General features: G+C 66.6%; 17 protein-coding genes. 10 read left to right on the top strand and 7 right to left on the bottom strand.

Features of this window, described 5'->3' with window-relative positions:
- Positions 1-293 precede the first annotated feature (293 nt).
- Both HUA78_RS37965 and HUA78_RS37960 read left to right on the top strand, forming a co-directional pair.
- Complete coding sequence (locus HUA78_RS37965; protein ID WP_174478410.1) at positions 294-2075, top strand: hypothetical protein; 1782 nt, start codon at positions 294-296, stop codon at positions 2073-2075.
- A 154-nt stretch (positions 2076-2229) separates the two neighbouring features.
- Positions 2230-3078 carry a hypothetical protein gene (locus HUA78_RS37960; RefSeq protein WP_174459424.1) on the top strand — a complete coding sequence of 283 codons (849 nt, stop codon included), beginning with the start codon at positions 2230-2232 and terminating at the stop codon, positions 3076-3078.
- A 1091-nt stretch (positions 3079-4169) separates the two neighbouring features.
- Here the strand turns inward: HUA78_RS37960 and HUA78_RS37950 are convergent.
- Positions 4170-5648 (bottom strand): FAD-dependent monooxygenase, encoded by a 1479-nt coding sequence (locus tag HUA78_RS37950; protein ID WP_174478408.1) that lies wholly within the window; start codon positions 5646-5648, stop codon positions 4170-4172.
- A 445-nt stretch (positions 5649-6093) separates the two neighbouring features.
- On the opposite strand from HUA78_RS37950, the gene HUA78_RS37945 reads away from it, so the two are divergent.
- On the top strand, positions 6094-6660 hold the full coding sequence (locus HUA78_RS37945; RefSeq protein WP_174459422.1) for a hypothetical protein: 567 nt from the start codon (positions 6094-6096) through the stop codon (positions 6658-6660).
- A gap of 156 nt (positions 6661-6816) precedes the next feature.
- Here the strand turns inward: HUA78_RS37945 and HUA78_RS37940 are convergent, their stop codons facing one another.
- Positions 6817-7803 carry an RNA ligase family protein gene (locus HUA78_RS37940; RefSeq protein ID WP_174465298.1) on the bottom strand — a complete coding sequence of 329 codons (987 nt, stop codon included), beginning with the start codon at positions 7801-7803 and terminating at the stop codon, positions 6817-6819.
- Between the two features lie 380 nt (positions 7804-8183).
- Here HUA78_RS37940 and HUA78_RS37935 point away from each other — a divergent pair, with 380 nt between their 5' ends.
- Complete coding sequence (locus HUA78_RS37935) at positions 8184-9437, top strand: hypothetical protein (RefSeq protein WP_174478407.1); 1254 nt, start codon at positions 8184-8186, stop codon at positions 9435-9437.
- Positions 9438-9629: 192 nt separating this feature from the next.
- Here the strand turns inward: HUA78_RS37935 and HUA78_RS37930 are convergent, their stop codons facing one another.
- A complete protein-coding gene (locus tag HUA78_RS37930; RefSeq protein ID WP_174478406.1) occupies positions 9630-10610 on the bottom strand; it encodes an alpha/beta fold hydrolase in 981 nt (326 codons plus the stop codon).
- 95 nt (positions 10611-10705) lie between these two features.
- Here HUA78_RS37930 and HUA78_RS37925 point away from each other — a divergent pair, with 95 nt between their 5' ends.
- The 6 genes from HUA78_RS37925 to HUA78_RS37900 all read left to right on the top strand — a co-directional run bounded on the left by HUA78_RS37925 (position 10706) and on the right by HUA78_RS37900 (position 19528).
- Positions 10706-11503, top strand: a complete 798-nt coding sequence (locus HUA78_RS37925) for a helix-turn-helix domain-containing protein (RefSeq protein WP_371745763.1) — start codon at positions 10706-10708, stop codon at positions 11501-11503.
- A 1710-nt stretch (positions 11504-13213) separates the two neighbouring features.
- Entirely contained in the window at positions 13214-14182 is a 969-nt protein-coding gene (locus HUA78_RS37920) for an alpha/beta fold hydrolase (RefSeq protein WP_217442751.1), read from the top strand.
- Positions 14183-14235: 53 nt separating this feature from the next.
- Complete coding sequence (locus HUA78_RS46895) at positions 14236-15417, top strand: carboxymuconolactone decarboxylase family protein (RefSeq protein WP_174478404.1); 1182 nt, start codon at positions 14236-14238, stop codon at positions 15415-15417.
- Between the two features lie 231 nt (positions 15418-15648).
- Complete coding sequence (locus HUA78_RS37910; RefSeq protein WP_174464061.1) at positions 15649-16209, top strand: DUF1993 family protein; 561 nt, start codon at positions 15649-15651, stop codon at positions 16207-16209.
- A gap of 371 nt (positions 16210-16580) precedes the next feature.
- Entirely contained in the window at positions 16581-17972 is a 1392-nt protein-coding gene (locus tag HUA78_RS37905) for a hypothetical protein (protein WP_217442750.1), read from the top strand.
- A 14-nt stretch (positions 17973-17986) separates the two neighbouring features.
- Positions 17987-19528, top strand: a complete 1542-nt coding sequence (locus HUA78_RS37900; protein ID WP_174478402.1) for a hypothetical protein — start codon at positions 17987-17989, stop codon at positions 19526-19528.
- A 209-nt stretch (positions 19529-19737) separates the two neighbouring features.
- Here the strand turns inward: HUA78_RS37900 and HUA78_RS37895 are convergent, their stop codons facing one another.
- From HUA78_RS37895 to HUA78_RS37880, 4 genes are all read right to left on the bottom strand, one after another.
- Entirely contained in the window at positions 19738-19935 is a 198-nt protein-coding gene (locus tag HUA78_RS37895; RefSeq protein WP_174478400.1) for a hypothetical protein, read from the bottom strand.
- A gap of 109 nt (positions 19936-20044) precedes the next feature.
- A complete protein-coding gene (locus tag HUA78_RS37890; RefSeq protein WP_371745756.1) occupies positions 20045-21631 on the bottom strand; it encodes a hypothetical protein in 1587 nt (528 codons plus the stop codon).
- A 462-nt stretch (positions 21632-22093) separates the two neighbouring features.
- Positions 22094-23563: a hypothetical protein gene (locus tag HUA78_RS37885; RefSeq protein WP_174464058.1), complete on the bottom strand. Its 1470-nt coding sequence runs from the start codon at positions 23561-23563 to the stop codon at positions 22094-22096.
- A gap of 294 nt (positions 23564-23857) precedes the next feature.
- On the bottom strand, positions 23858-24075 hold a 218-nt coding region (locus HUA78_RS37880), incomplete at its 5' end, for a transposase (protein ID WP_174478401.1).

The raw sequence follows: 24075 nt of genomic DNA, 5'->3' as shown, positions 1-24075 counted from the left end.
TGGCAATCGGCTACGCTGCACCGGCCGGGTTCGAAAGAGCAGCGGCGTCGTCAACCTGTCCATCGAACCGGATCACGCCCACTTCCCCAGGACAATCGAAAGGTGCGGCGATGCAACCGAACCAGTCCAGAGCATGCCTTTCCGGATCGCGCGCTATCGCGACCACGCTCGCATTCATATGCGCCGCCTGTTCGAGCGAACCGCAGGAGCGCCCTCCAGCCCGCGCTCCGAGCTCCACGGCAAGCCAACCGCGCGCCGCGCAAGTGCCTCCCTCGCCAGCGCCCGTCGCGCAAGTGCCTCCTTCGCCCGCGCCCGCCGCGCGAGTGCCTCCTTCGCCCGCTCGCGAACCCTCGCTGCTGCTCGCTGACCCCGCGGAGCTGATACTCCTGGAGCGGCAGGGGCTGGCCTTCGGTCAGCAACTGGGCGCTCCGGCCGAGGACGCGCAGAGCCTCCTCACTTCGCCACGGTATGCATCCTTCGTCGCGGTCATCGAGCGCGACCTTGCCGAGCTTTCCAGTCGGGACGGCGTCGCCTTCAGCCAGTTTCCGCTCGACACCCAGCGCCTGAACTACGTCTTCGATCCGAAGTGGCTGCGCTCGCCCCACGCGCGCTTCCAGCTGGTGGGCGTGGTCAACCGGCTCGACATGCGCTTTTCGACGCCCAAGGAGTGTGGCCAGCTCCGGCTGATCTATCGCCTCTCACTCCAGCCGAAAGGCCGGCCCGTCGTCCGCCTGCCAATGACCGTCAACGTCATCCGGCCGTTGCCCATGGGACCGGGCGCGAGCTGCGGGGCGATCGCCAGACAGTGGCGCGAGCTGCCGGTGAGCGCCTCCGAGCGAACCGTCGCGGTGGGGCGGATGGTGACCCAACTGCCGCCCATGAGCCGCCTCGAGACGAACTTCCAGAATCTGCACGGGCCGGGAACCCCCGAGGCGGACGACCACGCGGAGTACGTCCTCAGGGCCTTCGACGTGAGGGCGAATCGCCTCATCCCACGGCCGCTCCTCAACACGCCTCGGGCGGACCTCAATCCGGCGGAGCGCAAGGCGCTGACGGACTGGATGGTGAAGAGCTTCATGGACATCGACGCCGGGCGCTCCGTCATTCCGGACCGGTTCCTGGCCACACGGGCCATCTCGGTGAGCCCCCGAGGGCTCTCCAGGCCCGCCAATCGCGTCTTCAGCTCCCTCTTCAAGGCAGAGGTCGACTCGCGTGTGTTCGCCGAGCTCCCCTATGCCAAGGCGAAGCTGGTTCGCTCCCCGAGGGGCCTGCTGCGACGGCTCGACGGCTTCACGTGTACAGGCTGCCATCAAAGCCGGTCCGTGGCGGGCTTCCACCTCCCCGGCGAGGAGCGAGACCCGAACCAGACGTTCAACGCCCTCGCGGTCGGCGTCTCGCCGCACCTGCATGAGGAACTCGGCTGGCGGGCACGGATGCTCGCGAGCGTGGCGGACGGGACGACCTTCGCTGAGCCGCGACCGTTTCCCGAACACCCCACCTCCGCTGGCTTCTACGGCTCACATTGTGGGCTCGGAGATCCAACCTTCGCGGACTGGACGTGCCAGACCGGGCTCAAGTGCCGCGACAGTCATCACGACGAAGTCGGGTACTGCGCGCCCGCGATTCCGACCTCCGGCGATGCGTGTGAGAATGCCCGAGTGGTCGCCCGCCCGGGTGCGAGCGGCGACCAGATCGTCGCCGATCCACCTGAGGTGTGTCAGGGGCAGTCCTCGGACGCCATTCCGTGCATCGCCAATCGCTATGGGTTCCCGCTCGGGTTTTGCACCGTGCCGTGCGCCCAGCCCGGCGCGCGCTCGGGCTCCTCGGTGTGCGCGCCGATGCTCGTCTCCGGCTATGAGCAGGTCTGTTTTCCGCAGGAGGACCCGATTGAAGACTGCGTCCGGAAACAAGGGCTCGTGGCGGTCATGACCACGCGCACCTGTTCCGTCGACGAACCCTGCCGCGACGACTATGGCTGCAGCCGTTACCCAGGCAGCGCTCCTGGAACAGGCGCGTGCGTGCCTCCATACTTCTTGTTCGACTTCCGGGTCGACGGGCCCAGGCTCGACCGCTGAATGGCTGTCTGCCTCGTTTGGGCCAGGCACCATGGTAGAAGGTCTCAGACTTGGCTCCAGGCCGGTTGGTCGGCTCCTTCGACGCAATCGCTGGAGTGAGCCCTGGAGGTTGTTCGTGCGTACGGGTCAGTGGTTGGTAGGGAATGCGAGCCGCATGCTTCTGATGTTTTGTCTCGCTTTCGTGGAAGCGGCGCATGCGCAGGTCCAGGTGCGGCTCAAGTCGGAGTCCGCGGGCACGATTCCCGACCAGTTCGTCGTGGAGTTCACCTACAAGCCGCAAGCGCGGCCCAGGTTGTTCGTGAACGACGTCCTCGTCTACCGGCATCCCGTGAGCAGCCCCGAAGAGGACATGGAGCCCGAGCTCCGGCGGGGCTTTCCCATCCAGCACTTCGTGGTGCCGGGGAAGAACACCCTGCGGGTGGAAGTCGACGGCCATGCGGAGACGGTCCAAGGCAAACTGCAAAAGCTCACGGTGAAGGTGGGCAAGGACCGAGCGCTGGCCGAGACCTACTCCGACGTGGGGAACATCCAGGTGAAGGTCCCGCTCACGTTCAAGGCACCCACGAAGCTGAAGCCCCCTCTCTGGCGGACAGGCCAGAAGATTGTCTGGAGCGACGCGGAGAAGAATCAGGTCCACGCAAAGATCGTCGAGTTGCAGCAGTTGCTCCAGGCGAAGAAGTTCGAGGATTTCACAGCCCTCCTGGCGGGCCCCATCCAGGAAACCGTCCGTCTGACGGGAATCGCCAATGCGAAGAAGCTGACCCAGAGGGAGATGATGGAGTGGGAAGAGCTATCGCAAGCCAGTGACTGGGCGGTCCGCAGCCCCTCTCTTGAGGCGCTGGACTGCACGCTCTACGGGGGCGGTTGGCTGGTCGAATGCCTGGAGAAGGGGACGGACCACACGCTCCAGTTCACCGCGAACGAGGTCAGGGAAGGCCGCCGGGTCATGTGGATGAAACGAGACGCTGGCTACAGCCTGTATACGAAAGTCAGCCTCTTCTGAGCCCTTCGAGGTGCTGCGGTCTCCTGGTGGGTGCCGGTCACGTCCCGAATCTTGTGTAATTCGTCGAGAGGGGCGGGGAGGCGCGTCTCTCTACGTGTGTAGAGGGCGAACCGGGACGAGAGGGAATCAGCGGCTCGAACAGGCTCTACCGTTCATCCGTCAGGTCCACTGGCCAGCTTCGGGCATGACCATCTCTTTGGTCGATCAGCGGCCCGCCCTCCGCCCCCGGGCTTGCTCGCTCAATTTCGAGGCCAGCTCTAGTTCAGGCAGTTGGACTTACTGCGACCCCGGTGCGTGTGTTGCGGCTGTCTTGCCGACGCACTTTTTGTTGATGCAGGCGCCGACGCACTGTTTCGGGCAGTAGTAGTCTGCTACGCCGTTGCATTGGATGTATGCTGCATTGAGCAGGGCACGACTTTCTGGGCTTTGCTGCCATGTTCGAGATACTGAAAGGCAGCATCCGTCATCGATTAGTCGCACATCTTCCGCATGGCAGTCGTCGTCTTCTGTGCAATCCGTGTGGCTTCTGGCCTCCAGCTCAAGGGTTGCACGTGCTCTGCTGCATTCGTTGCTGTCCGCCCTGTCTGAGGCACGATTGTCAGATGCGGCCCTGGTTGTCTGGGCTGTGCAGCCGGATATGAAGATTGCGGCAATTATGGGCCAGATGTGGTGGGTGTTCGTCATGATTTTCGACCAAGCTGGCAATGTAATCGGAAAGTGGGCGCTTCCGAAGGCCGTGGGTTGAAGTTGCCCCGGTTCCGCGCTTTCGTCATCAAGCGGCAGCGCGGTGCTTCTTCTCGTAACCAGTGGGTGACTCGCAGTCGAGCGCGGAGCGCCCGGGCGACGGCATGGGAGGACGCCCAGCACGAGCAGCCCGGCGACGCTTGTTTGCTCCCATCGCAACTCCTCGGATTCGAGCGTTGCGACGACCCGTTGAATCCACCGACGTTCCGGTGCCCGCCCGAATACACCCCGTATGTCCCCAGGGGGGAGATGCTCCGCTCGCGCGCCTCGCTCACTCGCCTTGACGCACCCATGCCGCAGCGGCCGTCAGACCGCCGGGCATGGTCCGCTAAGGCAAGCGAAACGCGTTACGGCGTACGCGGCGGCCCGAACCATCGGGTCAAGGCCTCACGCAGGCCCTGGTTCGTGCCCTCACCGACCCACGCGACGTGACCGTCCGGTCGAATCAGCACCGCAACGGGTGCAGTGACCGCGCCGAGCGCCGGGAGTTCCCACTCCCCCGTGTAGCGAGCAGCGACCCTCCGAACGCGGTCCGCCCAGGGCGTGACGTCGAGAGTGCCGGACTCGCCCAGGTCGAGCAGCACCGGCCGCGCGTCGTGCAACAGGTGGAACACGCGCCGGGGGCCGTCGGGGGTGGCCAGGTCAAGGTCCGGCATGCGGCGCCCGACCAGCGGGTGTCCGCTGCCCAGCTCGTAGTGGACGTCCAGCCCCGACATCATCGCCGCGTACTGCTTGCGAGGCCCGTCCATCTGCAGCAACTCAGCCAACGTCTCGCGCACGGCGTCCATTCGCGCGTCACCTCGGCTCAGCGCGGTCTGCGCCATGGTCTTCCGCAGCGCACGGGCCGCGACGGGGTGCCGCTCGGCCTGGTACGTGTCGAGCAGGTTCTCAGGCGAGACGCCGCGCACGACCTGGGCCAGCTTCCACCCCAGGTTCACGGCATCCTGCACGCCCAGGTTGAGTCCCTGTCCGCCCATGGGCGAGTGCACGTGGGCCGCGTCGCCGGCCAGGAGCACCCGTCGGTCCCGGTAGGACGCCGCCTGCCGCGTCATGTCGGTGAACCTCGAGAGGGACGTGGCGCGGCGCAGGCCGTAGTCCGTCCCGTAGAGCGCGACGAGCCCCTCGCGCAGCCCCTCGAGGGTCGGCGCGTCGCCCGTGCCGACCTGCTCCTCTCTCAGCACGACGCCCACGCGGCCGTCCTCCAGCTTGCCCATGGCGTAGGTGCCCTTCTCATCCCGGCGGATGCCGAACGCCGGCGCTCCGGTCATCTCGACCTCGGCGATGAGGTAGCTGATCGACGCATCCCACCCCGGGAACTCGATGCCCGCAGCCTTGCGAACGAGGCTGCGACCCCCGTCGCACCCGACGAGGTACTTCGCCCGCAACGCACGGCCGTCGGACAGCTCGACGTCGACGCCGGTGTCGTCCTGCGCGAAGCCCGTCACCTCGCACCCACGGTAGATGGGCACCGCCAGCTCGCCCACCCACTCCGCCAGGATGTGCTCGAAGCGCTCCTGCAAGAGCGCGAGTCCATGGTTGTGACGTGTCGGGAAGTCGCTGAGGTCCAGAAGCGTCTGCCCGAACGCGACGTTCTGGACTGCTTGCCCTTGCGAGACGAAGCGCTCGACGACCCCGCGCTGATCCAGCACCTCCAGGCTGCGCGCGTGCAGTCCGCGCGAGCGCGAGCCGGCGACCTCCTGATTGGCGCGCCGCTCGACGATGGCCACGTCCACCCGCGCCAATGCCAGCTCCGCCGCCAGCATCAGCCCGGTCGGGCCCCCTCCAGCAATCACCACCTCGTGTTGTGTCACCACGTTCGTGTGCATCCCCTGGCCTCCTGCTTCGGGAGTGAAACGGGTGATGGTGGAGCATGACCGGGGGGGCTTGCGGCAATCGCCGGGGTCTGGCATTTGATGGCAGTGGAGAGAGCGGCGAGGGCTGCCATGGCTCCTCCAGCGGCCCGTCGCGGACCCCCAAAAGCGCGCACGCGTGGCCTTCACTCATGGCACTGACGCACTGCATGAAGTGGCCTTGGTGCCCCACACGGGACCGGGTTGTCTGGCTCGGTGGCGATGCGGTATGCGCCGCGTCGGTAGCCTCCTCGCCAGGGATGGCGCGGCTGCTATCCGGGTGATGGTGGATGGGCGTCAGTCGGAGCGAGGTCTACCTGGAGGGCCCCGTCGAGAAGCAGACAGGCCGCCACGCAGGCGGGGATTTGCTGGCCCGTTGCTGCGAGCATGGGCGCGCTGCTCTTCTGCCCTGGGGGGCTCAATGCAAGCCAGTCTGAAACTTCACCCAACACGGTTCTCCACCGCGTCGCCTCGTGCCTTGCTGCTGGCGGTGACGGTGCTGGGGCTGTTGACGGTGCCGTCTGTCGCGCACGCACTCCTGCTCATCACCTGTCCGGCCGGAACGACGCAGGTGGCCTATTCGCCCGGAATGACGAATACGCCGCGGCTCATCCAAGGCGTGGGGCATGAGCTGTCAGGGATTTGCACTGGACTGGGGCTGCCCATGGGGGTGAGTTCGTTCACGACCAGCTTCGTGGGCGAGGATATGGTGTCATGTACCGCGTTGTTCACCGCCAGCGAGGGTGACCAGACGTTTGTGTGGAGCAACGGGGCAACCAGTACCTGGCATTTCACGGCCACGGTGGGAACCAGCGTGGGCGGCCAACGCGTCACCACCCTGCAAGGGCCCATCACGTCTGGACTGTTCCAGGGTGCGCAGGTGACGCAGGTGGTGACCTTGCTGAACCTGGACCTGGCGGCATGTAGCACGGAGGAGGGGCTCACCTCCGCGAGTGGGACGTCGACGTATCTCTTCTCGGCCCTGTAGCGATGCCGGGCCGCTTGTGCGCGCGTCGCTCGCACTGACGCACTGAGATGTGCTCCCAGCGCGAGTTCCGACTCACGAATTCAACCCGCTGACCGTGTCCGATTTGACGGCGGCAACTCCCCGGCCGTCGCCCCTTGTCCTCAGGGCCATCCGTTCTCACGTCCCGTGAGGCGTGAGCGCGGCCCGGATGAGCACCAGGGCCCGCTCGCGAATCCGGGCCGACAGGACGTCCTCCGCCTTCGCATCGAGCGAGCGATAGGCGAGAGGAAACGCCAGCTCCAGGTCCACCCGCACGTCGAGGACCACTTCGTCGAGCAGCGTATCGACCTGGTCGCGTCCGCACTTGGAGAGGGCGCTGGCGATCCTCGCGGGGTTGACCAGTCGCGCGGCCCACTCCTCGAGCGTCTCCAGCGAGAGGGCCTGGTGGGGACTCCACGCCTCGCTCTCGTCGAAGCGGCCCTCACTGAACTCGTCGATCTTCCGTTTGACGGAGGCACGGGTGCTGGGGGAGGCGCGCAGCTCGCTCTTGATGACCAGCCCCTCCGCCACGTTGTCGGGGATGGGTGGCAGCCCCAACACGCCGGGAACCCGCGTCGGATACCGCGTGGGGACGCTGTCCATGTCGCCGCGAGTCCCTCGTCGAAGCACGGGAGGCGTCATGAGCCCTGCTGCCTTGGCCGCGGCCTCCAGCTCCGGATGGGCCAGCAAGGTGCCCTCGTCTTCGTCATCCCGCACGAGCAGGACGTCGAACGGCGACCAGCGCAGCTCCGGCGCATACCAGATGCCGGTCTGCACGGCGGACAGCCCCGGCACGGGCGGCACCTCCGGATGTGGGTAGTGCCCGCCGAAGAGCTCTCCGTAGAAATACACCGTGCCGGCCGTGGCCCCCAGCGCCTGTGCCATCTGTGCGGCCGCGGAGCCCAGTTGCGCCCGCACGAGCTGCCAGCCGAAGAAGGACTCGTCCTCGGTCAGCCAGGCCTTGCGCTTGCCGAACCAGACCTGTCCAGCCCGCACGGCGATGACGAGCTGCGCGCCATGAACCTTCTCCAGGGCAATCCACGGGCCACCCGGGCTGGGCGCTGACTTCGGTTGACCCGCTGCGGGCATCTTCGCGTAGGTCCGAAATGAAGGAGGCGGCACCATGCCCGGCAGAATGCCCGAAGTGGCCGCGCCGCGCTGCCCCGGTCATTCGGACGCGGCAAGGGAGTTGATTCCAACTCCGCGTCGCCGACACAGGAACGCGCCGGTCTCCGCGCGCCTGGCTCACTGGCATTGACGCACCGCCGTATGGGGCCTTGACGCGCTCCTGATGCGGCAGCCGAACTTTGGCCAGACACAACCATCCCGGCCTGGTTTCACCAAGGAGTTCATCTCTTTCTTGCTTAGAGCTGCTTGCTGACATGGTGGGAAATCCAAGGGGTGCGACCGCCGAAATCGGCCCCATCCCTCTTTCAATTCAAGACGCATCCGAGGATGATGTCGGCGATTGGTGCAATGCCAATCTTCAGTGTAGGGGGAGAAATATGACGCGACTTTACAGGCATCTGCTGACAGTTTCCCTGTCCGTCCTTGGTTTGACCGCCTGTGGCAACGTGGCTCCACCGGACGAGGTACAGAGCAGCACCCGCCAGGATGAGATGGTTGCAGAGGCTGTGCCACTCCCGCTCCCTCTTGGCTGCCTCCTGACCTCACTGGATACAGACCAGGACGGCGTCTGCGATATCGTGGAGGTTGTGTTTGGCACCAATCCGAACAACGCCGACACGGATGGGGACCGCCTCAGCGACTACGTGGAGTTGTTCGGCTTTGGCGGCGTGGATTTGAGTGCCCTCGGCGCCAACCCGCGCAAGAAGGATATCTTCGTGGAAGTGGACTACCTTCCCGGTCTCCTGCCGACCCAGGACACGCTGAACAGCGTCATCACGGCTTTCGCCAAAGCGCCGGTGAGCAACCCGAATGGGTCCACGGGCATCACGCTGCACCTGGTGGTGAGTCAGGAGATCGCCGCCGCGGACGTGGACCTGGACTTGAGTCCTGTCTGGACCGACTTCGACACGATCAAGGCCAAGTACTTCGCCGCGAGCCGCGCGCCGTACTTCCATTACATGCTGTTCGCGCACAGATACAACGGGGGCAACTCCAGCGGCATCTCGCGCGGGCTGCCTGCCCAGGACTTCGTGGTGTCACTGGGCTTTTGGGGCGGCGTACCGAACGTGGCGGTGGCTGGCACCCTGATGCACGAGTTGGGACACAACATCGGCCTGGACCACGGTGGCAATGACGGTGCCAACTACAAGCCCAACTACCTGAGCATCATGAACTACGAATACCAGTTTCATGGGTTCGTCATTGACAACATTGGCGGCGTGCTCGACTACTCGCGTGTGCGGGTGGCTGCCTTCAGTGAGCAGAATATCCTTGAGACTTCTGCGTTCGCGCCTATTGCGCCTACCACGGAAGCGGACCTTGACCGCATCGGCGGAGTGCGCGTCAACGGCGTCAACATTTTTGGCCATGCAGGCAACTTCCTCGACTTCAACAACAACGTCCAAGTCGACAACGGCGCCTATTCGTTGGATTTCAACCGCAACGGCTTCGCTGGGGATGTATTCCCCGCGGCGCAGAATGACTGGTTGGCCCTGATCTACGACGGCGGCGGCCAGATTGGCTTCGCCACGCCGGGCATCTCCCGGCACCTGGACCGCGAGGCGCCTTTCCTCGTGACCCCCGAGAAGATGGAGCCCTGCCTCACCGTGGACCTGGCGCGCGCTCCGTAAGTCCGCCTCCCGTCGCGGAAGAGTCGAATCCCACCGCCGGGGCCGCCTGCACGGGCCCCGGCGGGTGTGTCTGCCTGGGAGCATCGAGGAGAGGACGCAACGGGCCCGCCACGGAGGTGGATGACCTGCCCCGCGGTTTTCGGACCCTCTGAAGCTCGCGAGGATGCCGTCTCCCGTCCACACGGAGGCAAGTCAGTCGACCTTCCACAGTCGGAGGGCTTCCTCCGCGATGATGTCGGGGTTCTCCTCCTGGAAGAACAGCTTCCCGCCCGGCACGAAGCGAATCCCCTGGGAGCCGGGGAACGTGCGGTCGAGGTAGTGCGCGTCCTCGTTCGAGAAGATGTCGTCGCTTGCGCCCCAGACGATGCGGACCGGGATGTGGACGCCAAGGAGCTTTGCCTCGATTCCCGCCAGCGGGTTGGGGAGAAACGCCTGGTGGAAGGCGTGGTACTGGGCCTGCCGCTTCGGCGAGCTCACGACGGGCGAGGCGTAGGTTTCGATGACCTCGTTGGTGAGGGTGTTGGGGTTCTGGAAGACAGCCGCGCCGAACGTCGAGCGGGCCATGGCCGGGTCGGTGAGCCACGCGGCGGTGTCGGCCGCGAGCGTCCCAGCGCGAGCCAGCTCAATGGCCGGCATGACCTTGGGTGGAGGGCTGTTCGGCTCGGTGTCGCAGTTCGTCAGGAGGAGTGTCCGGACCCGCGCTGGGAACTTGACCAGGAAGAGCTGGGCGACCGCGCCTCCGCTGTCACTGGCGACGATGTCGACCTGAGAGGCGCCGAGCGAGTCGAGCAGGGCCGCGAGCATGTCCACCTGGGCCGCGGCGGCCAGTGACTGGTGCTCGGGGACCTCCGAGTAGCCCAGGCCCATGAAGTCAGGAGCGATGCAGTGCCGGAGATCGCACAGCCGGTCAAACGCGCCGCGCCACTGGAAGCCATTGAGGGGGGCGCCGTGGAGGAACAGGGCGACATCACCCGAGCCGCGCTCCACGTAGGCAATCTTTCCGAACGAGAGCGGGGCGAAGCGTCGCGCCGCGCGCCAGGTCGCCGCGTCCGTCACTGGGACCGCCGTGACGCCAGCCGTGGTGGAGTGGGACTCCGGGTGGGATGCACAAGCGCCGAGCGTGCTGGCCGCGAGGGTCATGGCCGCGAACTTGAGGAAGAACCGACGTCTCATGGGGAGAACTCCAGTCTGATCGACCCTCGTGCTACCCAAGCCTTCCGGCCGCGCTGCTGAAGAGCCACGGTCCGGGGCGCACGCCGTTGCTCGACGTGCTCACGTCTCCGGTTCCGTCGGGTCGGTTCGACTCGCCGGTGGATGACCGCCATGTCCTCTGTCTGCACGTGGGGGAGCCGGTGCCGGTGACGTATCGCGTGGGGAAGGCCGAGCGTCAGGCGGCACGCATCCACGGTCAGTTCTGCGTGGTTCCGGCGGGGTCGAGCACTCGGTGGACGTTGTCGGGCCCGGCCCGGTCGTTGCTCCTGCGGCTGACGCCCGCGCTGATGAGGGAGGCCGCGGAGGCCAGGGGGTTGGGGGCGCAAGGGACGGAACTGGATCCGGCCATCCACATCCGGGACGCGCAGGTCGAGCGCATCGGCTGGATGATGCAGGCCGAGGACCACGATGGATATCCGGGGGGGAGGCTCTTCGTGGACAGCCTGGCGACGGCGCTCGCCGCACGGCTGTTCGCGTTGCAGTCTCCCACGGAGGACTCGGCGCCCAGGCGTCGCCATGGATTGCCAGCGTGGCGGCTGCGGCAGGTGGTCGAATACATCGAGGCGCACCTGGACGAGGAGCTGACGCTGGCGGAACTGGCGGGGGTGGCGGGGGTGGCGGGGTTCAGCCTGTCTCACTTCAAGCCGCTGTTCAAACAGGCCACGGGATTGCCGGTTCATCGGTTCGTGCTGGAGCGTCGCGTGGAGCGCGCGCGGCTGCGCTTGATGGAAGGGCGCAAGAGCCTGACGGAGATCGCGATGGAGGCGGGCTTCTCACACCCAAGCCATATGGCCCGCTGCCTGCGCCGCTTCCTGGGCATGAGTCCGACGGAGATCGCCCGGGCGTCACAGTGAGGTCGCGGGAGAACGAGCGAAAGAGCCAGCGCTTCCGGAGGTAGCCACCCCGCAAGGAATGGCGCGGCTGCTCTCCGGGTGATGGTGGAGGAGCGTCAGGAGTGAGCAAGGACTCCCTGGAGAGCCTCCGTCGAGAAGCAGACAGGCCGATACGCAGGCAGGGATTTCCTGGCCCCTTGCTGCGAGAATGAGCGCACTGCTCTTCTTCCCTGGGGGGTTGAATGCAAGCCAGTCTGAAGCTTCATCCAACGCGGTTCTCCTCCGCGTCGCCTCGTTCCTTGCTGCTGGCGGGGACGGTGCTGGGGCTGTTGACGGTGCCGTCCGTCGCGCACGCGCTCTTGCTCATCACCTGTCCGGCTGGAACGACGCAGATGACCTATTCGCCCGGATTGACGTATACGTCGAAGCTCATCCAATACATGGGAAGTGAGCTGTCAGGGGTTTGCACGGGAGTGGGGCTGCCCGCGGGCGTGAGCTCTTTCACGACCACCTTCACGGGCGAGACCACGGCGTCATGTGTGACGTTATTGGCCACCGATGAGGGTGACCAGACCTTTGTGTGGAACAACGGAGCAATCAGTACCTGGCATTTCACGACCATTGTGGGAACCAGCGTGAGTGGCCAACGCGTCCTTACCCTGAAAGGGCCCATCACGTCTGGGCTGTTTCAGGGTGCGCAGGTGACGCAGGTGGCGACCTTTCTGAACCTGGACCTGGCGGCATGTAGCACGGAGGAGGGGCTCACCTCCGCGAGCGGGCCGTCGACGTATCTCTTCACGGCCCTGTAGCGACGCCGGGTCAGGCCCCGAACCATGTGGAGTGGGTGAAGACAGTCTCAGGAGATTGGCGCGCTGCGCCCAGCAATACCGCCTCATGGTCGAGACCGACGAGCATCAGGGAAACCGTGACGGCGAAGAGCAGGTTGGCGTACCAGCCCAAAGTCGTCTCGGAACTTTTGGGCTACCCGCCTGGCAACGGCCCATCTTCAAGCGCAGCTTCAAAGCCCTTCGCTCCCCCGCCATCTTGTCCGATAGGGCCGGGGCGGATACTTCTCCTGTCGTCGGTCAGGGCATTTGCCCGTAGGAGAACATGGGCTCCGCCGACGTGGAATTCACCTCGGAGGACCTGCGAGATCGACGAGGCCACGTCGAAGAGCTCGGTGTAGGGGCTGGGCTGCCCGAGCGCCGCCTTCGGCTCACCGACTGCGACCTGTAATCAACGAAGGCAACTCAGGGAAACGCAAAGCCATGAACCGAAGCGCATGGGTCCACCTGTTTCTCTTCGCGAGCGCGATGACGACGTCGTGCGCGAAGTCCTCCACGGTCCGCGCTGACAGTCGCGAGTCACCGGGCCCCTTGGCGCCGGGCAACGCGAACAATCCCTTCACCCTGGTCTATGGAGGGGCGATTGCGAAGAATGAGCCCGGCAAGGTCAACATGCGGACCGTCACGTACAAGTCGACGGCGCCACGCATATCGAGACCTACTGGGTCCCCAAGTATGTGGACGCCGCCATGAACAAGCTGACGGAGTTCTACGGCAGGTCGCTCGGAAGGTGATGCCAATGCGGACGCTATCTTCTTCAGGGTGGAGCCGACTGTGGCTCGTCGCGTCGCTCCTCGGGTCGAGCGCCTGCGTGAGGGCCGCCCGAAGCGATGTCCCGACGTCGGCGTCGACCGCCCTCGTACTCAAGGAGCAGGGGAGCTTCGCCGTGGGGGGCACCGTCGTGACCAGTCCCGGCACCTTCGACCCACTCCATCCGTCACCGGAGGGTGGAACCCTCCACGGCGATCATGCCTATGTCTTCTACCAGGTCCCGGTCGACGCGCGCCCGCTGCCCCTCGTCTTCTGGCATGGCGCCGGGCAATCCTCGAAGACGTGGGAGACGACGTCGGACGGGCGCGAGGGATTTCAGAATCTCTTCTTGCGTCGTCGTTTCTCCGTCTACCTGCTCGACCAGCCACGTCGTGGTGACGCTGGACGCAGCACCGTGGCCTCGGCCATTCCCGCCACGACCGACGACCAGTTGTGGTTCGGCACCTTCCGTATCGGCGTCTGGCCTGACTACTTCCCGGGCGTGCGGTTCTCGCAAGAGCCCGAGGCGCTCAACCAGTTCTTCCGCGCGATGACTCCAAACACGGGCCCTTTCGACGCCGAAGTGAACGCGCGCGCGGTCGCCTCGCTGTTCGACAAGATGGGGCCCGGCGTCCTCGTCACCCACTCGCAAGGTGGCGGCCCCGGTTGGCTCACGGCGATGAAGAGCGTGAACGTGCGGGCGGTCGTGTCGTACGAACCCGGCAGCGGCTTCGTCTTCCCGGTGGGAGAGGTGCCTGCCCCGATGTCCAGTTCCGCGGGGCCGCTTGAGGCCGTGGGCATTCCTCTCGAGCAGTTCAAGGCGCTGACGAAGATTCCCATCATGATCTACTACGGGGACAACATCCCCGATGCGCCGTCGTCGAACCCCGGGCAGGACAATTGGCGCGTCCGGCTCGCGATGGCACGGCTCTGGCGCGACGCAGTCAATCGTCACGGGGGTGACGCCACGGTGGTCCACCTGCCGGAACTGGGGATCCGGGGCAACACCCACTTCCCGTTCTCCGATACGAACAACGTCGAGATCGCGAATCTGCTGTCGAAGTTCCTTGAGGAGAAGCACCTCGATGGAGGCGGACGCCCATGACGGAAGGGTGCTATCGCTCTTTCGAGCACACTCGGCGAGATAGGACCCGCCTCATGAAAAAGCCTCTCTTCGGAGTCGCGGTTTGCGCGGCAGCCCTCTTCATGGGCTGCGCAGCCGCTCAGCATGGCGCTGCGAACTCCGCCGCGGACGCCCAGCAGATCATTCGCGCAGGCACCCAGGCTTCCACGGCCGGGTCGGTGGACTCCTTCACCGGGCAGGTACGCGTCGAGCGCTTGTCGTCCGCCAGCGATGACATCAATGCCTCGACCGCCTACGTGACCTTCGAGCCTGGCGCCCACTCGGCATGGCACACCCATCCCAGAGGGCAATTCCTCATCGTGACGGCGGGTGTGGGCTTGACGCAGGAATGGGGCAAGCCGGTGCAGGAAATCCGCCCCGGTGACGTGGTGCGGTGCCCACCCAACGTCAAGCATTGGCATGGTGCCACGCCGACGAGCGCGATGACCCATCTGGCGGTGACCGGCTCCGCGGAGGGCAAGAGTGTGATTTGGATGGAGAAGGTGACCGATGAACAATATGGCGCAGCCGGCGCTGCCGCCCCACAGGAGCCCAAGGCAATGACAGCCGAACAAGCCCTTCCCGCCAAACAGCAGGCCATTCCACTGATTGCATCCTTCATGGCCGCGAGCGACATGCCCAAGCTCAACGCCGCCTTGAACCAAGGGCTGGACGCGGGACTGGCCATCAGCGAGGCCAAGGAGATTCTGGTGCAGCTCTACGCCTACGTCGGCTTTCCGCGCAGCCTCAACGCGCTGGGTGAGTTGCTGAAAGTGGTGGAGGCGCGCAAGCAGCGCGGAATCCAAGATGCACCGGGGCGTGAGCCCAGCCGAGCCATTCCCACTGGGGATGAGCTTGTCGCCATTGGAACCGCCAACCAGACCAAGATTTCTGGCGCGCCGGTCCAGGGGCCCCTCTTCGACTTTGCGCCGGTCATCAATCGGTATTTGCAGGCGCATCTGTTCGGGGACATCTTCGAGCGTGACAATCTCGACTGGCAAAGCCGCGAGCTGGCTACGGTCGGCGCGTTGGCGGCCACGCCGGGCGTGGAGCCTCAGTTGCGCTCGCACATGGCAGCGAGCATGCGGGTGGGCCTGACGGCCGGACAATTGCGCCAATTGACCGAGCTGCTGGCTGCGCGTGGTGACGCGGATGCCGCCAATCGCGCGACCGAGGCGCTGACGCAAGTGCTTTCCGCGACGAAAGGAAAGGAGTAAGCGCTGTCCTGCTCGGCGTGCGGTGGATTCGCCGTCGACAGGAAATGCCACACCAACGATGAAGCTCGTTCCGGTGATGTAGAGTCAGGGGCCTCCGCGTCAGGATTGTTGCCCGCGCGCAAGCCTGCCATCGTGGAGCCGCCCCGGCTTTGACGGGCGCGTGAGGCAGCCCCCAATACGCGCCGGTTGGGACCGGTTGGCACCGGCGCATGACTCGGTTAAGGATGGACCATGTCTTTGAATGCCTACGAACTCTCTGCTGGCCTGTTTGTCCGAGGACTGACCAACTTGAAAGCGCAGTTGGCGAAGGCCGAAGAACATGCCGCTGCCAGTGGAAGCGGAGAAGCGGTGTTGCTGGACGCGCGGATCTCCGCGGAAGGGCGCATGCGCGGCGTTGCGAGTGACTCGCCAGCGGACCTGCACATGTACACGCTCGCCGCTCAAGTCCATTGGGCCGCGGAGGGGGCCAGGTTGGCGATCGCGCAGTTGCTGGGTGCGCCCCGGGTGCCGACCGCGAACGATGCAAAGAGCTTCGCGGAGCTGCACCAGCGGCTCGATGCGACGATTGCGTATCTGCGAGAGCTCGCGCCAGGCGACCTCGAAGCCGGCCTCGGTCGAGAGGTCGTGATTGAGCACCGCCGTGGCTCGATGCGCTCCAGTGGCCACCAGTTTCTGATCGCATTCGCGATCCCTCACTTTTTCTATCACGTCACCACCGCCTACGGCATCTTGCGCAACCAAGGCGTGCGACTCACCATGGGCGACTTCTTGGGCAACTGGGGGGCGAGTTGAGTTGAACTCCGCCCTCGCGGCCCGCTGCCCTCGAACTCTTCGGCGCCCTCGATCCGCTCCTGCTGCTCAACCCGCTTCGACATTCAGGCCAGGGTCCACGACAGGTTCCGCGGGCGCCTTGCGGCCTCGGGACCACGGCGCTGTGGTTGTAGGGCCACGCTTCTCGTGCATGATGTGCCCACTTCGGCGTGGCACATACATCGCAAGGGTATCAGTTCATGGGCATTCCAAAGACAGGGTGGCGAGGAGCGTGTCTCGCCCTGGTCATCACCCTTGTTGCTGGCGCTCGCGCAGCGGCTGAGACGCCGTGCGCAGTGCCCGGCAATCCCTCGACGTTGGTCTGTCAGTCGAATCCCTCGTACCCCCGCTCCGTGTGCCAGGAGGTCTGTACGCAGGGGTTCTGCATCCGCACGGATGAGCAGCAGTTCCAGGCCGGGAAGCGCGGGCTGTGTGTGCTCGCGCTCGATGCCCGGACGCGAGCGGTGACCGGCTCCTGGTCGCTGGGCCCCGGAAGCTTCGGTCGCCCGGGCCTGGACGTGTCGGCGTCGGGCATGGTGGACCTGACCGTGCTCGTCGGTGGTGCTGTCGGCCATGTCCGGCTCATCCGCACCCAGGAGGGGAAGCTCGAAGCCTCGGAGTCCCTCACGTTCCGTCCGCCGCTCGAGGGCCCGCCGCGTCCACCGCCCGAGGGCCATTGCACCGTTCCGGGTCGCCGGCAGGAGGTCTTTGCCTGCACGGGCAGGGCGCCGTCCCCCGAAGTCGTCGACAAGGCCCGCGCCACCTGCACGAGTACCGGGCACCCCGCATCGATGCTGAAGCCGCCACAAGGCGCGTGCTCCGCACAGGGGTGTCTGACGGTCGTGCCCGTGAAGAACGGCGCGTTGGATGCGGGCTGGTCGTGCCTGGTCTGGGTGGATGTGAAGGGGGCCGTCCATGGGCTCCCGCAGCCTCGCGTGTATGGGAACGCCTTCCAATGGGACGTGCGGGGAGAGACGCTCTGCGCGCACGTGGACGGGGGCTGCACGAACCGGGCGGCCTGCCTGCGGGAACTCTGCTACGCGGCGGCCCCGCCTCACCGACTGCTGCTGCCGAACCAGGGCTCGCCGCTGGAGTCGGACGGGGTGTACTTCGTGGGCCCCGCGATGTCTCCGGTACGGGTGGATGGGACGCTCGATGACCCCGCGTGGGCCCAGGCTCGCGAGGTGGTGGCCGAGACGCGGGCCCACCTCCTGTACGGTCCGCGCGCGTGGCGCGGTCCTGAGGACTCTTCCGTCCGGCTCAAGCTGCTGCATGACGCGGACGGCATGCTCCTCGCCGCCCGTGTCCGGGACGACCGGGTGGTTCCGCTGGCGCGGGGCGTCCCAGCCGTCGGGACGGACCACCTGGAGCTCGACTTCGGCCGCAATGGAATCGAGGCCCCTCGGTACGCGCTGTTGCTGGGCGCGGACCGGAAGGTGTCCCTGCGGCAGTGGCGGGACCGGAGGGGACGTGAGGTCGACTGGCCCCTCGAGTCCCAGTGCGTCTGGGCCTCCGAGGACGGGGGCTATGCGGTCGAGTGCCGCATCCCGAATGGCGTCATCTTCTTCATCCCCGCGGTGCCCGGTCCGTCGTGGTTCTCCGTCTGGGTCTCGGACGCTGACCAGCCCGGGACGCAGGAGACGCTGATGGGGCCGCTGCTGACTGAAAACTTCGTGAGCGAGGTGCCACCGACCCTTCAGGAGGCGCGCTCCATCGAGCAGCAGAAGCGGGCGAGGCTTCCATGAGTGGACAGCGAAGAATGGCGTTGCACTTCGCGCTGATGGGGTTCGTTGTCCTGGCTTCGCGCGCCTCCGCGGGCGAGGCCTGCCGCGACGTGGGAGAGGTGTCCGACGTGGTGTCGTGCATGACGGACCCCGAGGACTGGGAACACCTCTCATGTGACACGCGCTGCAAGAAGGACTACTGCGTCGCCCTGCGCAATGACTCCCCGCTGCCCGGCATGCCCGCGGACTGGTGCCTGGTGGTGACAGACCGGAAGGGCACGGTGACAGGGAGCCTGGCGCTCACCGGGACCGAGGACGCGAAGGTCACCCGGGCGAGCGAGGCGGGGGGCATCGACGTGCGGGGACGGGACGAAGCGCGTCGCACGTTCGTGCTGCGCTCGAAGCGCCGGAAGGACGGCTCGCTCGTGGAGCTGGCTCGGACGACCGAGCGCGGGCCCACGACGGCTCGCACGCCCCTACCCGAGCCGAGACCGCAGCCGAAGTCGAAGTCGAAGCAGCAGGAGGCCTACTGCTCCATCGAGCCGTCCAATAGCGAGCCCACGCTGGCGCCTCCCACCTGCACGGGGCGAAAGCCGGCGGCGAGCTTCCTCCAGGAGGCGGCGAAGCTCTGTGCCACGTCGGCGGGCGCGGGCGAGCAGCCGGTGTCCGCGGTGGGCTCCTGCTCGGCGTCGGCGTGCATCGCGCTCGGGGCCGATGAGGGGGTGTGGGAGTGCGTGGTGGGGCAGTCGGACGGAGGCGCTCCGCATGTCCTCAAGTTCGCCGAGGTGGTGGGGTCCTCTGGCCTGAGCGGAGTCGCGCTGACGGGCACGAAGGTGTGCGCGACCTTCGTCCAGGGCGGCGGGAGCGGTGGCGACATCGTCTCGAGCGCCTGTGTCCTCATCGGCTCGCCGGACCGCCTTGTGCTGCCGGCTCCGCCGTCACGGGTCGCCTTCCTGGACGAGGAGGGCTACCACACCGTCCCCATGAAGGCCGAGCCCACGGTGGATGGGGACATCGCGGGCGACGCGGCGTGGGGGCCGGTCCAGCCGCTCCCGGCGCTCACCGACTCGAATGTCATCCATGGCCTGGGTGCGTGGGAGGGCCCTTTGGATGCGTCCGTCACGTGGCGGCTGGCACAGGGGGCCGACGCGCTGTACCTGGCCGCGCAGGTGGGCGACGACCGGGTGACGCCGGCTCGGCCTGGCTTGAGTCCCGTCTTCGCGGACCACCTGGAGCTCCGTCCGTACTACGCGGTCGTCCTGGAGCCGGAGGGCCACGCGTCCCTGCGCCAGTGGAGGGACTTCCGGGGGACCCGTGTGGACTGGCCCGTACGCGGCGCACGGTGCCGGTGGCGGGCGCGGCAGGGAGGCCAGGACATCGAGTGCCGGCTTCCCTTCGGCGCGGTCGGTGCCCTTGCCGTGCCTCCGTCGCGCCAGGACCTCCTGCTGGTGTTCTCGGATGGGGACGGCGAGCCGCGCCAGAAGTCCCTGGTGGGGACGCGGGTCGACCTGTGGCTCTGGAAGGAATTGCCGCCCTCGATGGAGGACGCCATCTACCTGAAGCAGACCTACCCGTGAGCCTCGGGTCGCGGGGGTGGGGACCGTGGAGTTGCCCCTGTCAAAACGGACACGCTCAGTGGGGTGATACCGCGCGCCGGGGCTCGATGGGGGAACGCAGCTGCAGCCTCGTGTGAGGATGCACGGGGTTGTCGTCGTCGAAGCACCCGGGCAATGGCGGTCCGGTTCGAGGCGCCGGACCGCATCGCCGGGTGTCGTCGGTGTGCTCGCTACTTCGAGCAGACCGTCACCTTGAACTCATCTTCGATGCCCGAGGAGTAGGAGAGCGGGGCATAGGTCCCTCCGCCCTTGTAGGTCCCCGAGAAGCCCACGTCGTCGTAGAGCCGGCAGAACCCGCCGTCGCTCGCGACTCGTCGCTGTGGCGCAGTCGTACGAACCCGGTGCTGGCCGTGGCGGAGATTAGCCACGGGGGGCCCGCGCGCCAGCGAAATCCGTACGCTGAGTACAAAGAACCCAGGAAGGCTCGTCCGAGGAGACTTCGTCCCTGATACAGGGTGGAGGCGGCCCACGATCGGCTCACGGCCCGGTGATGAGGTGGATGCCGCGTTCCCGTATCAGGGCGCTCTGGGCCTCTGCGGAAACCGCGGTCCCGCGCAGGTCGAGTTCCCTCAGGCGTGACAGTCTGAGCAGCGCCGGGAGGCCCGCGTCAGTGACTTTCGTGCGCGTCAGATAGAGGGTTCGGAGCGAACTGGGAAGGTGGCCGAGTATCTCGTCCCCGGTTTGGCCGCCGGCGAGGCGCAGCCAGACGAGTTTTGTGAATTCCTGAAGCGCTTTCTGGCCCTCTGCGTCCAGCCTGGTCGCGCCGAGGTCGAGCGTCGTGAGTCGCGCAAGGGTGTGCAGGCTCGCGAGGCCGGTACCCCGGATGAGCGTCCCCGCGACATGGATTGCCTCCAGCTCTGTCAAGTGAGCGAACTGGCCCAGCCCTACGTCCGTCAGGAGGGTGCGTTCGGCTTTCAGTGAATGGAGGCCGGGAAAGGCCTGGCGTATGGCGGGCACCCATTCGTCAGTGAACCGGGTCTTGCTCAAGTCCAGGTGTCTCAGGCGTGGGCGGGCCCCCAGGTTGTTCAGCGCTTCCAATCCAATCGGCGTGTGGCTGAGCGCGAGCCGCGTCAGTTGGCTGAGGGGCGCGAGTGCCGTGAGGGACCCGTCAGTCAGCGCGAGTCCAGAGAGCCCGAGGGATTCGAGCGTCACCAAGGCACTCAACTCTTGAAGTCCCGTGCCCGTCACGAGCGTGTGCGAGAGGTCAACCTCTCTCAACTCATTGAGTCCCCGAAGATGGCGCAGCGCTGAATCGTCCACGAGAGTGTCGTCGAGGTGAAGCGCTTCCAGTCGAGAGCTGCCCGCGAGGTGGCGAAGGCCTGGGCCTCGGATTCGCGCCTTGCTGAGGACCAGCGCACGAAGCGCGGGCAGCTTCGCGAGGTGGAGCAACCCAGCGTCCGTCACCCGCGTGCTGCCCAGGTGGAGGGCTTCCAGTTCACGTCGTCCCCCGACATGCACGAGGCTGGCGTTCGAGGCAGCAGTACGCGCGAGGCCCAGCCGCCTGAGGGAGGGCATGGCGTCAATGCAGCGGAGACCGGCATCCGAGACTTTCGTGCCGCTGAGGTTGAGCGTATGCAACGAAGCGCCCGGCAACAATGCGAGGACGGCGTCGTCCACTGCGGTATCAGACAGGTCGAGTTCCTCCAGCCCCGGTTGCCTCGCGAGGAATCCAAGTCCTTGGGAGGTTACGGCCGTTCCGGCGAGGGAGACTCGACGCAGGGTGGTGTGCTCCCAGAGCGACGCAAGGCCTGTGTCCGAGACGGACGTTTCGTCCAGCCGCAGCACCGCCAGTTGTCGCATTCGTTTGAGAGGAGCCAGCCCCGTGTTGGTGACCTGGGTGGCATTGAGGTGCAGGGCCTCGAGTCGAGTCTCGCTTTCCAACGAGGCGAGGTGCGCATTGCCGAAGTCCGTGCCAGACAACTGAAGCGCGACGACGCCGGACCCTTGGAGAAGGGCCGCGAGCAGCCCGGGGGCTGGAACGCCGACCGAGCCAAAGCCCAATTCGGGCACTCGGTACTCACGCAACACGGCGGCGATTTCGCGAGCGTCCGCGTCGGTACGCACGGGGAGCAAGGGTTCTGCGTACCAGGTGCCTGTGTCAGGTGGGGTGAAGCCTTCGGGCCCTGGTGGTAACCGCCCGAACTCAGCGCTTGTCCCATCCGGTTCATGGCGGAACACCGTGAGCAGCGGCCTGGGAACCGTCACCACGACGGGACTCAAGAAAGGGGCGGGAATGACAGGCACGGGACGGGGCGCACAGGCCGCCATGACGAGAAGCAATCCTGCGAATCTGAGGATTCCCAAATGGACGTGAAGCGGCGGGCAAGGAAAGAGGTGTACCAGCCACCTTACTTCGCGCGGGCCCCCCGCGGCCATCCGCCGCTCTCGAGCTCCGCGAACACCGCCGGGACACTCCCACCGAGCGCTCCCCCTTCTTCGCGAAGCCAAGGTCATCTCCCAGCCACCTGGCTCCCGTCTGATGAGCGCCCCTGGAACTCCCGCGCCACTGACGCGCGGGGCGAGCGCCTACTCCGGAGCGGGGCCCGGAGGACACGCGAGGTCGGCGGGCAGGGACCACAACTGGGGCTCGAACGTGTCGTCCTTCGCGCTGAAGTAGACCCGCTCCCCGACGCGGGCGAAGCCCTGGGGAGACGCGCCTCCCCCGCCGATGTCCGCGGCCTGTCCCGTGGACATGGCCGTGCCCCGCGTCACCCAGGGCTCGTTGTAGGAGAGGGGCGACGTGTCCCCGCCGAAGAGCACCGCGCCCATGCCCGTGGCGTAGAGAGGGGACCAGTAGTACTCCGAGATGCTCAGCTCCACGGGGAGCTGCACGGTCCCCTCGGCGGTGCCATCCGTCACCCAGAGGCCCACGCGCAGCGCGGCGGGGCCGGGGAAGGGGCTGCCGATGGCCACGGACAAGTAGAGCCGCCCGCCGGAGCTGGCCGTGTTCTGCAGGTAGGGCGTCGTCCCTTCCATGTCCGCGTAGGGATTGGGCAGCACCTTGACGGTGCTCTTGCCTCCGCCAGCGAGGGACAGGCGATACAGTCCCATGCGCCGCGTGGTTGTATCCGCCGACGTCAGATACACCGACGAACCCAGCGCTCCGAGCAACCGCATACTCCGGCCGAACGTGTCCAGGCGCACCGTGCCGGTCGGGCTGCCATCCGTCTTCCACACCTCCGTGTTGGGGCCGTCGAGCAGCGTGAACAATCCCGGGGCTCCGCTGTCGGGGCTCCGCACGTCACCCAGGGGCACCACGTCGGCGTCCAGCCGCTTGACGAAGGATGTCCCGGAGGCCGTGCCATCGGTCCGCCACAGCGCGGTGCCGCTGCCGGGCCCGACGAGGAAGAAGAGCAGGGCGTCGCCCCCCCTCAGGCTCTGCCCCTGGAGCGCGGCGAGCACCCCGAAGTTCACGACCTGCACCGTGCCCGAGTCCGTCCCATCCGAGCGCCACAACTCCACCTGTGTCCCCGCCGCCACCGGGGTGAGCCGGAAGAACGACAGCGCGCCGTCCAGCGCGGTGGGAAGGCGCAGGGAGGAGTCCGCCGTCCCCGGCATCAGGTCCGCCACCAGGTGCGTGCCGGCCTCCGTGCCGTCGCTCACCCAGAGCTCCTTGCCGGTGTCGGGGTTCCACACCTGGAAGAAGACCTGGCTGCCCACAGGGACCAGTCCGCCGAGGCCCCTGTTCCGCCGGGGTGTCACCGCCGGGAAGGACTTCACCGGGAAGGTGCCCGCATCCGAGCCGTCGCTGCGCCACAGCGCGCTGCGGCCATCGCGGAAGTTCACGGCGAAGTAGAGGGTCCCCTGGGCGTCCACCAGATTCACGGGTGCGGGCTCGTCCCAGGGCGGGTCGTCGCCCGGAGGCATGACGACCTTCACCCGCTGGGCCACGCCCGGCGCGCAGGCCTGGGCCTTGACGGTATCCGGCGCTGAGTCTGGTTCCGCGCACCCCATCAACACCAGACACACCAGGGCAAAGCCATACTTCGAGTGCATGCCGCTCCCTCCAGGGCCAGGAGGACAACGGTGGGAGCCACCAGGATGCGCAGCAACTGCCTTGGAGCGCATGTCGCCGCGCGAAGGCAGACATTCCCAGGGCCGGCCGGAGTCGCTGACGCCGGGAGGGGGAACTGCCCGCGAGCGCCGAGTCCCAGATGGCGTCGTTCCAGTTCAGCTCGCTTGGGATGACGGCGAAGACGAGGCCGCTGCGGATGTCCTCGCAGCCACCGTTGGCCGTACTGGGAGTCGCCCAGTTCCGTGGCTCTCCCGCACTTCGTGTGGACCGTAGGTTCAGACGGTGAGCAGCACTCGACGACGCAATAGGTCGAAGTTGGCGCGGCCATACATCTGACGCTTGAGGAGCTTGAGCTTCGTGATCTGGCCCTCGGCCTGGGCGTTGCTCCAGGGAGAGGTCAGGGCAGCCCGGACGGCATCGCCATCCTTTTCGAGGCCCTCCGCAAAGGTTTCCACCGCGCGTACTCCGCACGCACGAGCCTCGCTCAACCACG

Source organism: Myxococcus sp. CA033 (assembly GCF_013336625.1).
Lineage (GTDB): Bacteria > Myxococcota > Myxococcia > Myxococcales > Myxococcaceae > Myxococcus > Myxococcus llanfairpwllgwyngyllgogerychwyrndrobwllllantysiliogogogochensis.
Note: the sequence above shows the minus strand (reverse complement) of the source record. Positions and strands in the feature narration are given on the sequence as shown.

Excerpts from the sequence above, each read along its gene's own strand:
- HUA78_RS46895 (WP_174478404.1), top strand. The coding sequence starts at position 14,236 with ATGAAAAAGCCTCTCTTCGGAGTCGCGGTTTGCGCGGCAGCCCTCTTC.
- HUA78_RS37935 (WP_174478407.1), top strand. The coding sequence starts at position 8,184 with ATGACGCGACTTTACAGGCATCTGCTGACAGTTTCCCTGTCCGTCCTT.
- HUA78_RS37960 (WP_174459424.1), top strand. The coding sequence starts at position 2,230 with ATGCTTCTGATGTTTTGTCTCGCTTTCGTGGAAGCGGCGCATGCGCAG.
- HUA78_RS37930 (WP_174478406.1), bottom strand. The coding sequence starts at position 10,610 with ATGAGACGTCGGTTCTTCCTCAAGTTCGCGGCCATGACCCTCGCGGCC.
- HUA78_RS37945 (WP_174459422.1), top strand. The coding sequence starts at position 6,094 with ATGCAAGCCAGTCTGAAACTTCACCCAACACGGTTCTCCACCGCGTCG.
- HUA78_RS37940 (WP_174465298.1), bottom strand. The coding sequence starts at position 7,803 with ATGGTGCCGCCTCCTTCATTTCGGACCTACGCGAAGATGCCCGCAGCG.
- HUA78_RS37885 (WP_174464058.1), bottom strand. The coding sequence starts at position 23,563 with ATGCACTCGAAGTATGGCTTTGCCCTGGTGTGTCTGGTGTTGATGGGG.
- HUA78_RS37950 (WP_174478408.1), bottom strand. The coding sequence starts at position 5,648 with ATGCACACGAACGTGGTGACACAACACGAGGTGGTGATTGCTGGAGGG.
- HUA78_RS37910 (WP_174464061.1), top strand. The coding sequence starts at position 15,649 with ATGTCTTTGAATGCCTACGAACTCTCTGCTGGCCTGTTTGTCCGAGGA.
- HUA78_RS37900 (WP_174478402.1), top strand. The coding sequence starts at position 17,987 with ATGGCGTTGCACTTCGCGCTGATGGGGTTCGTTGTCCTGGCTTCGCGC.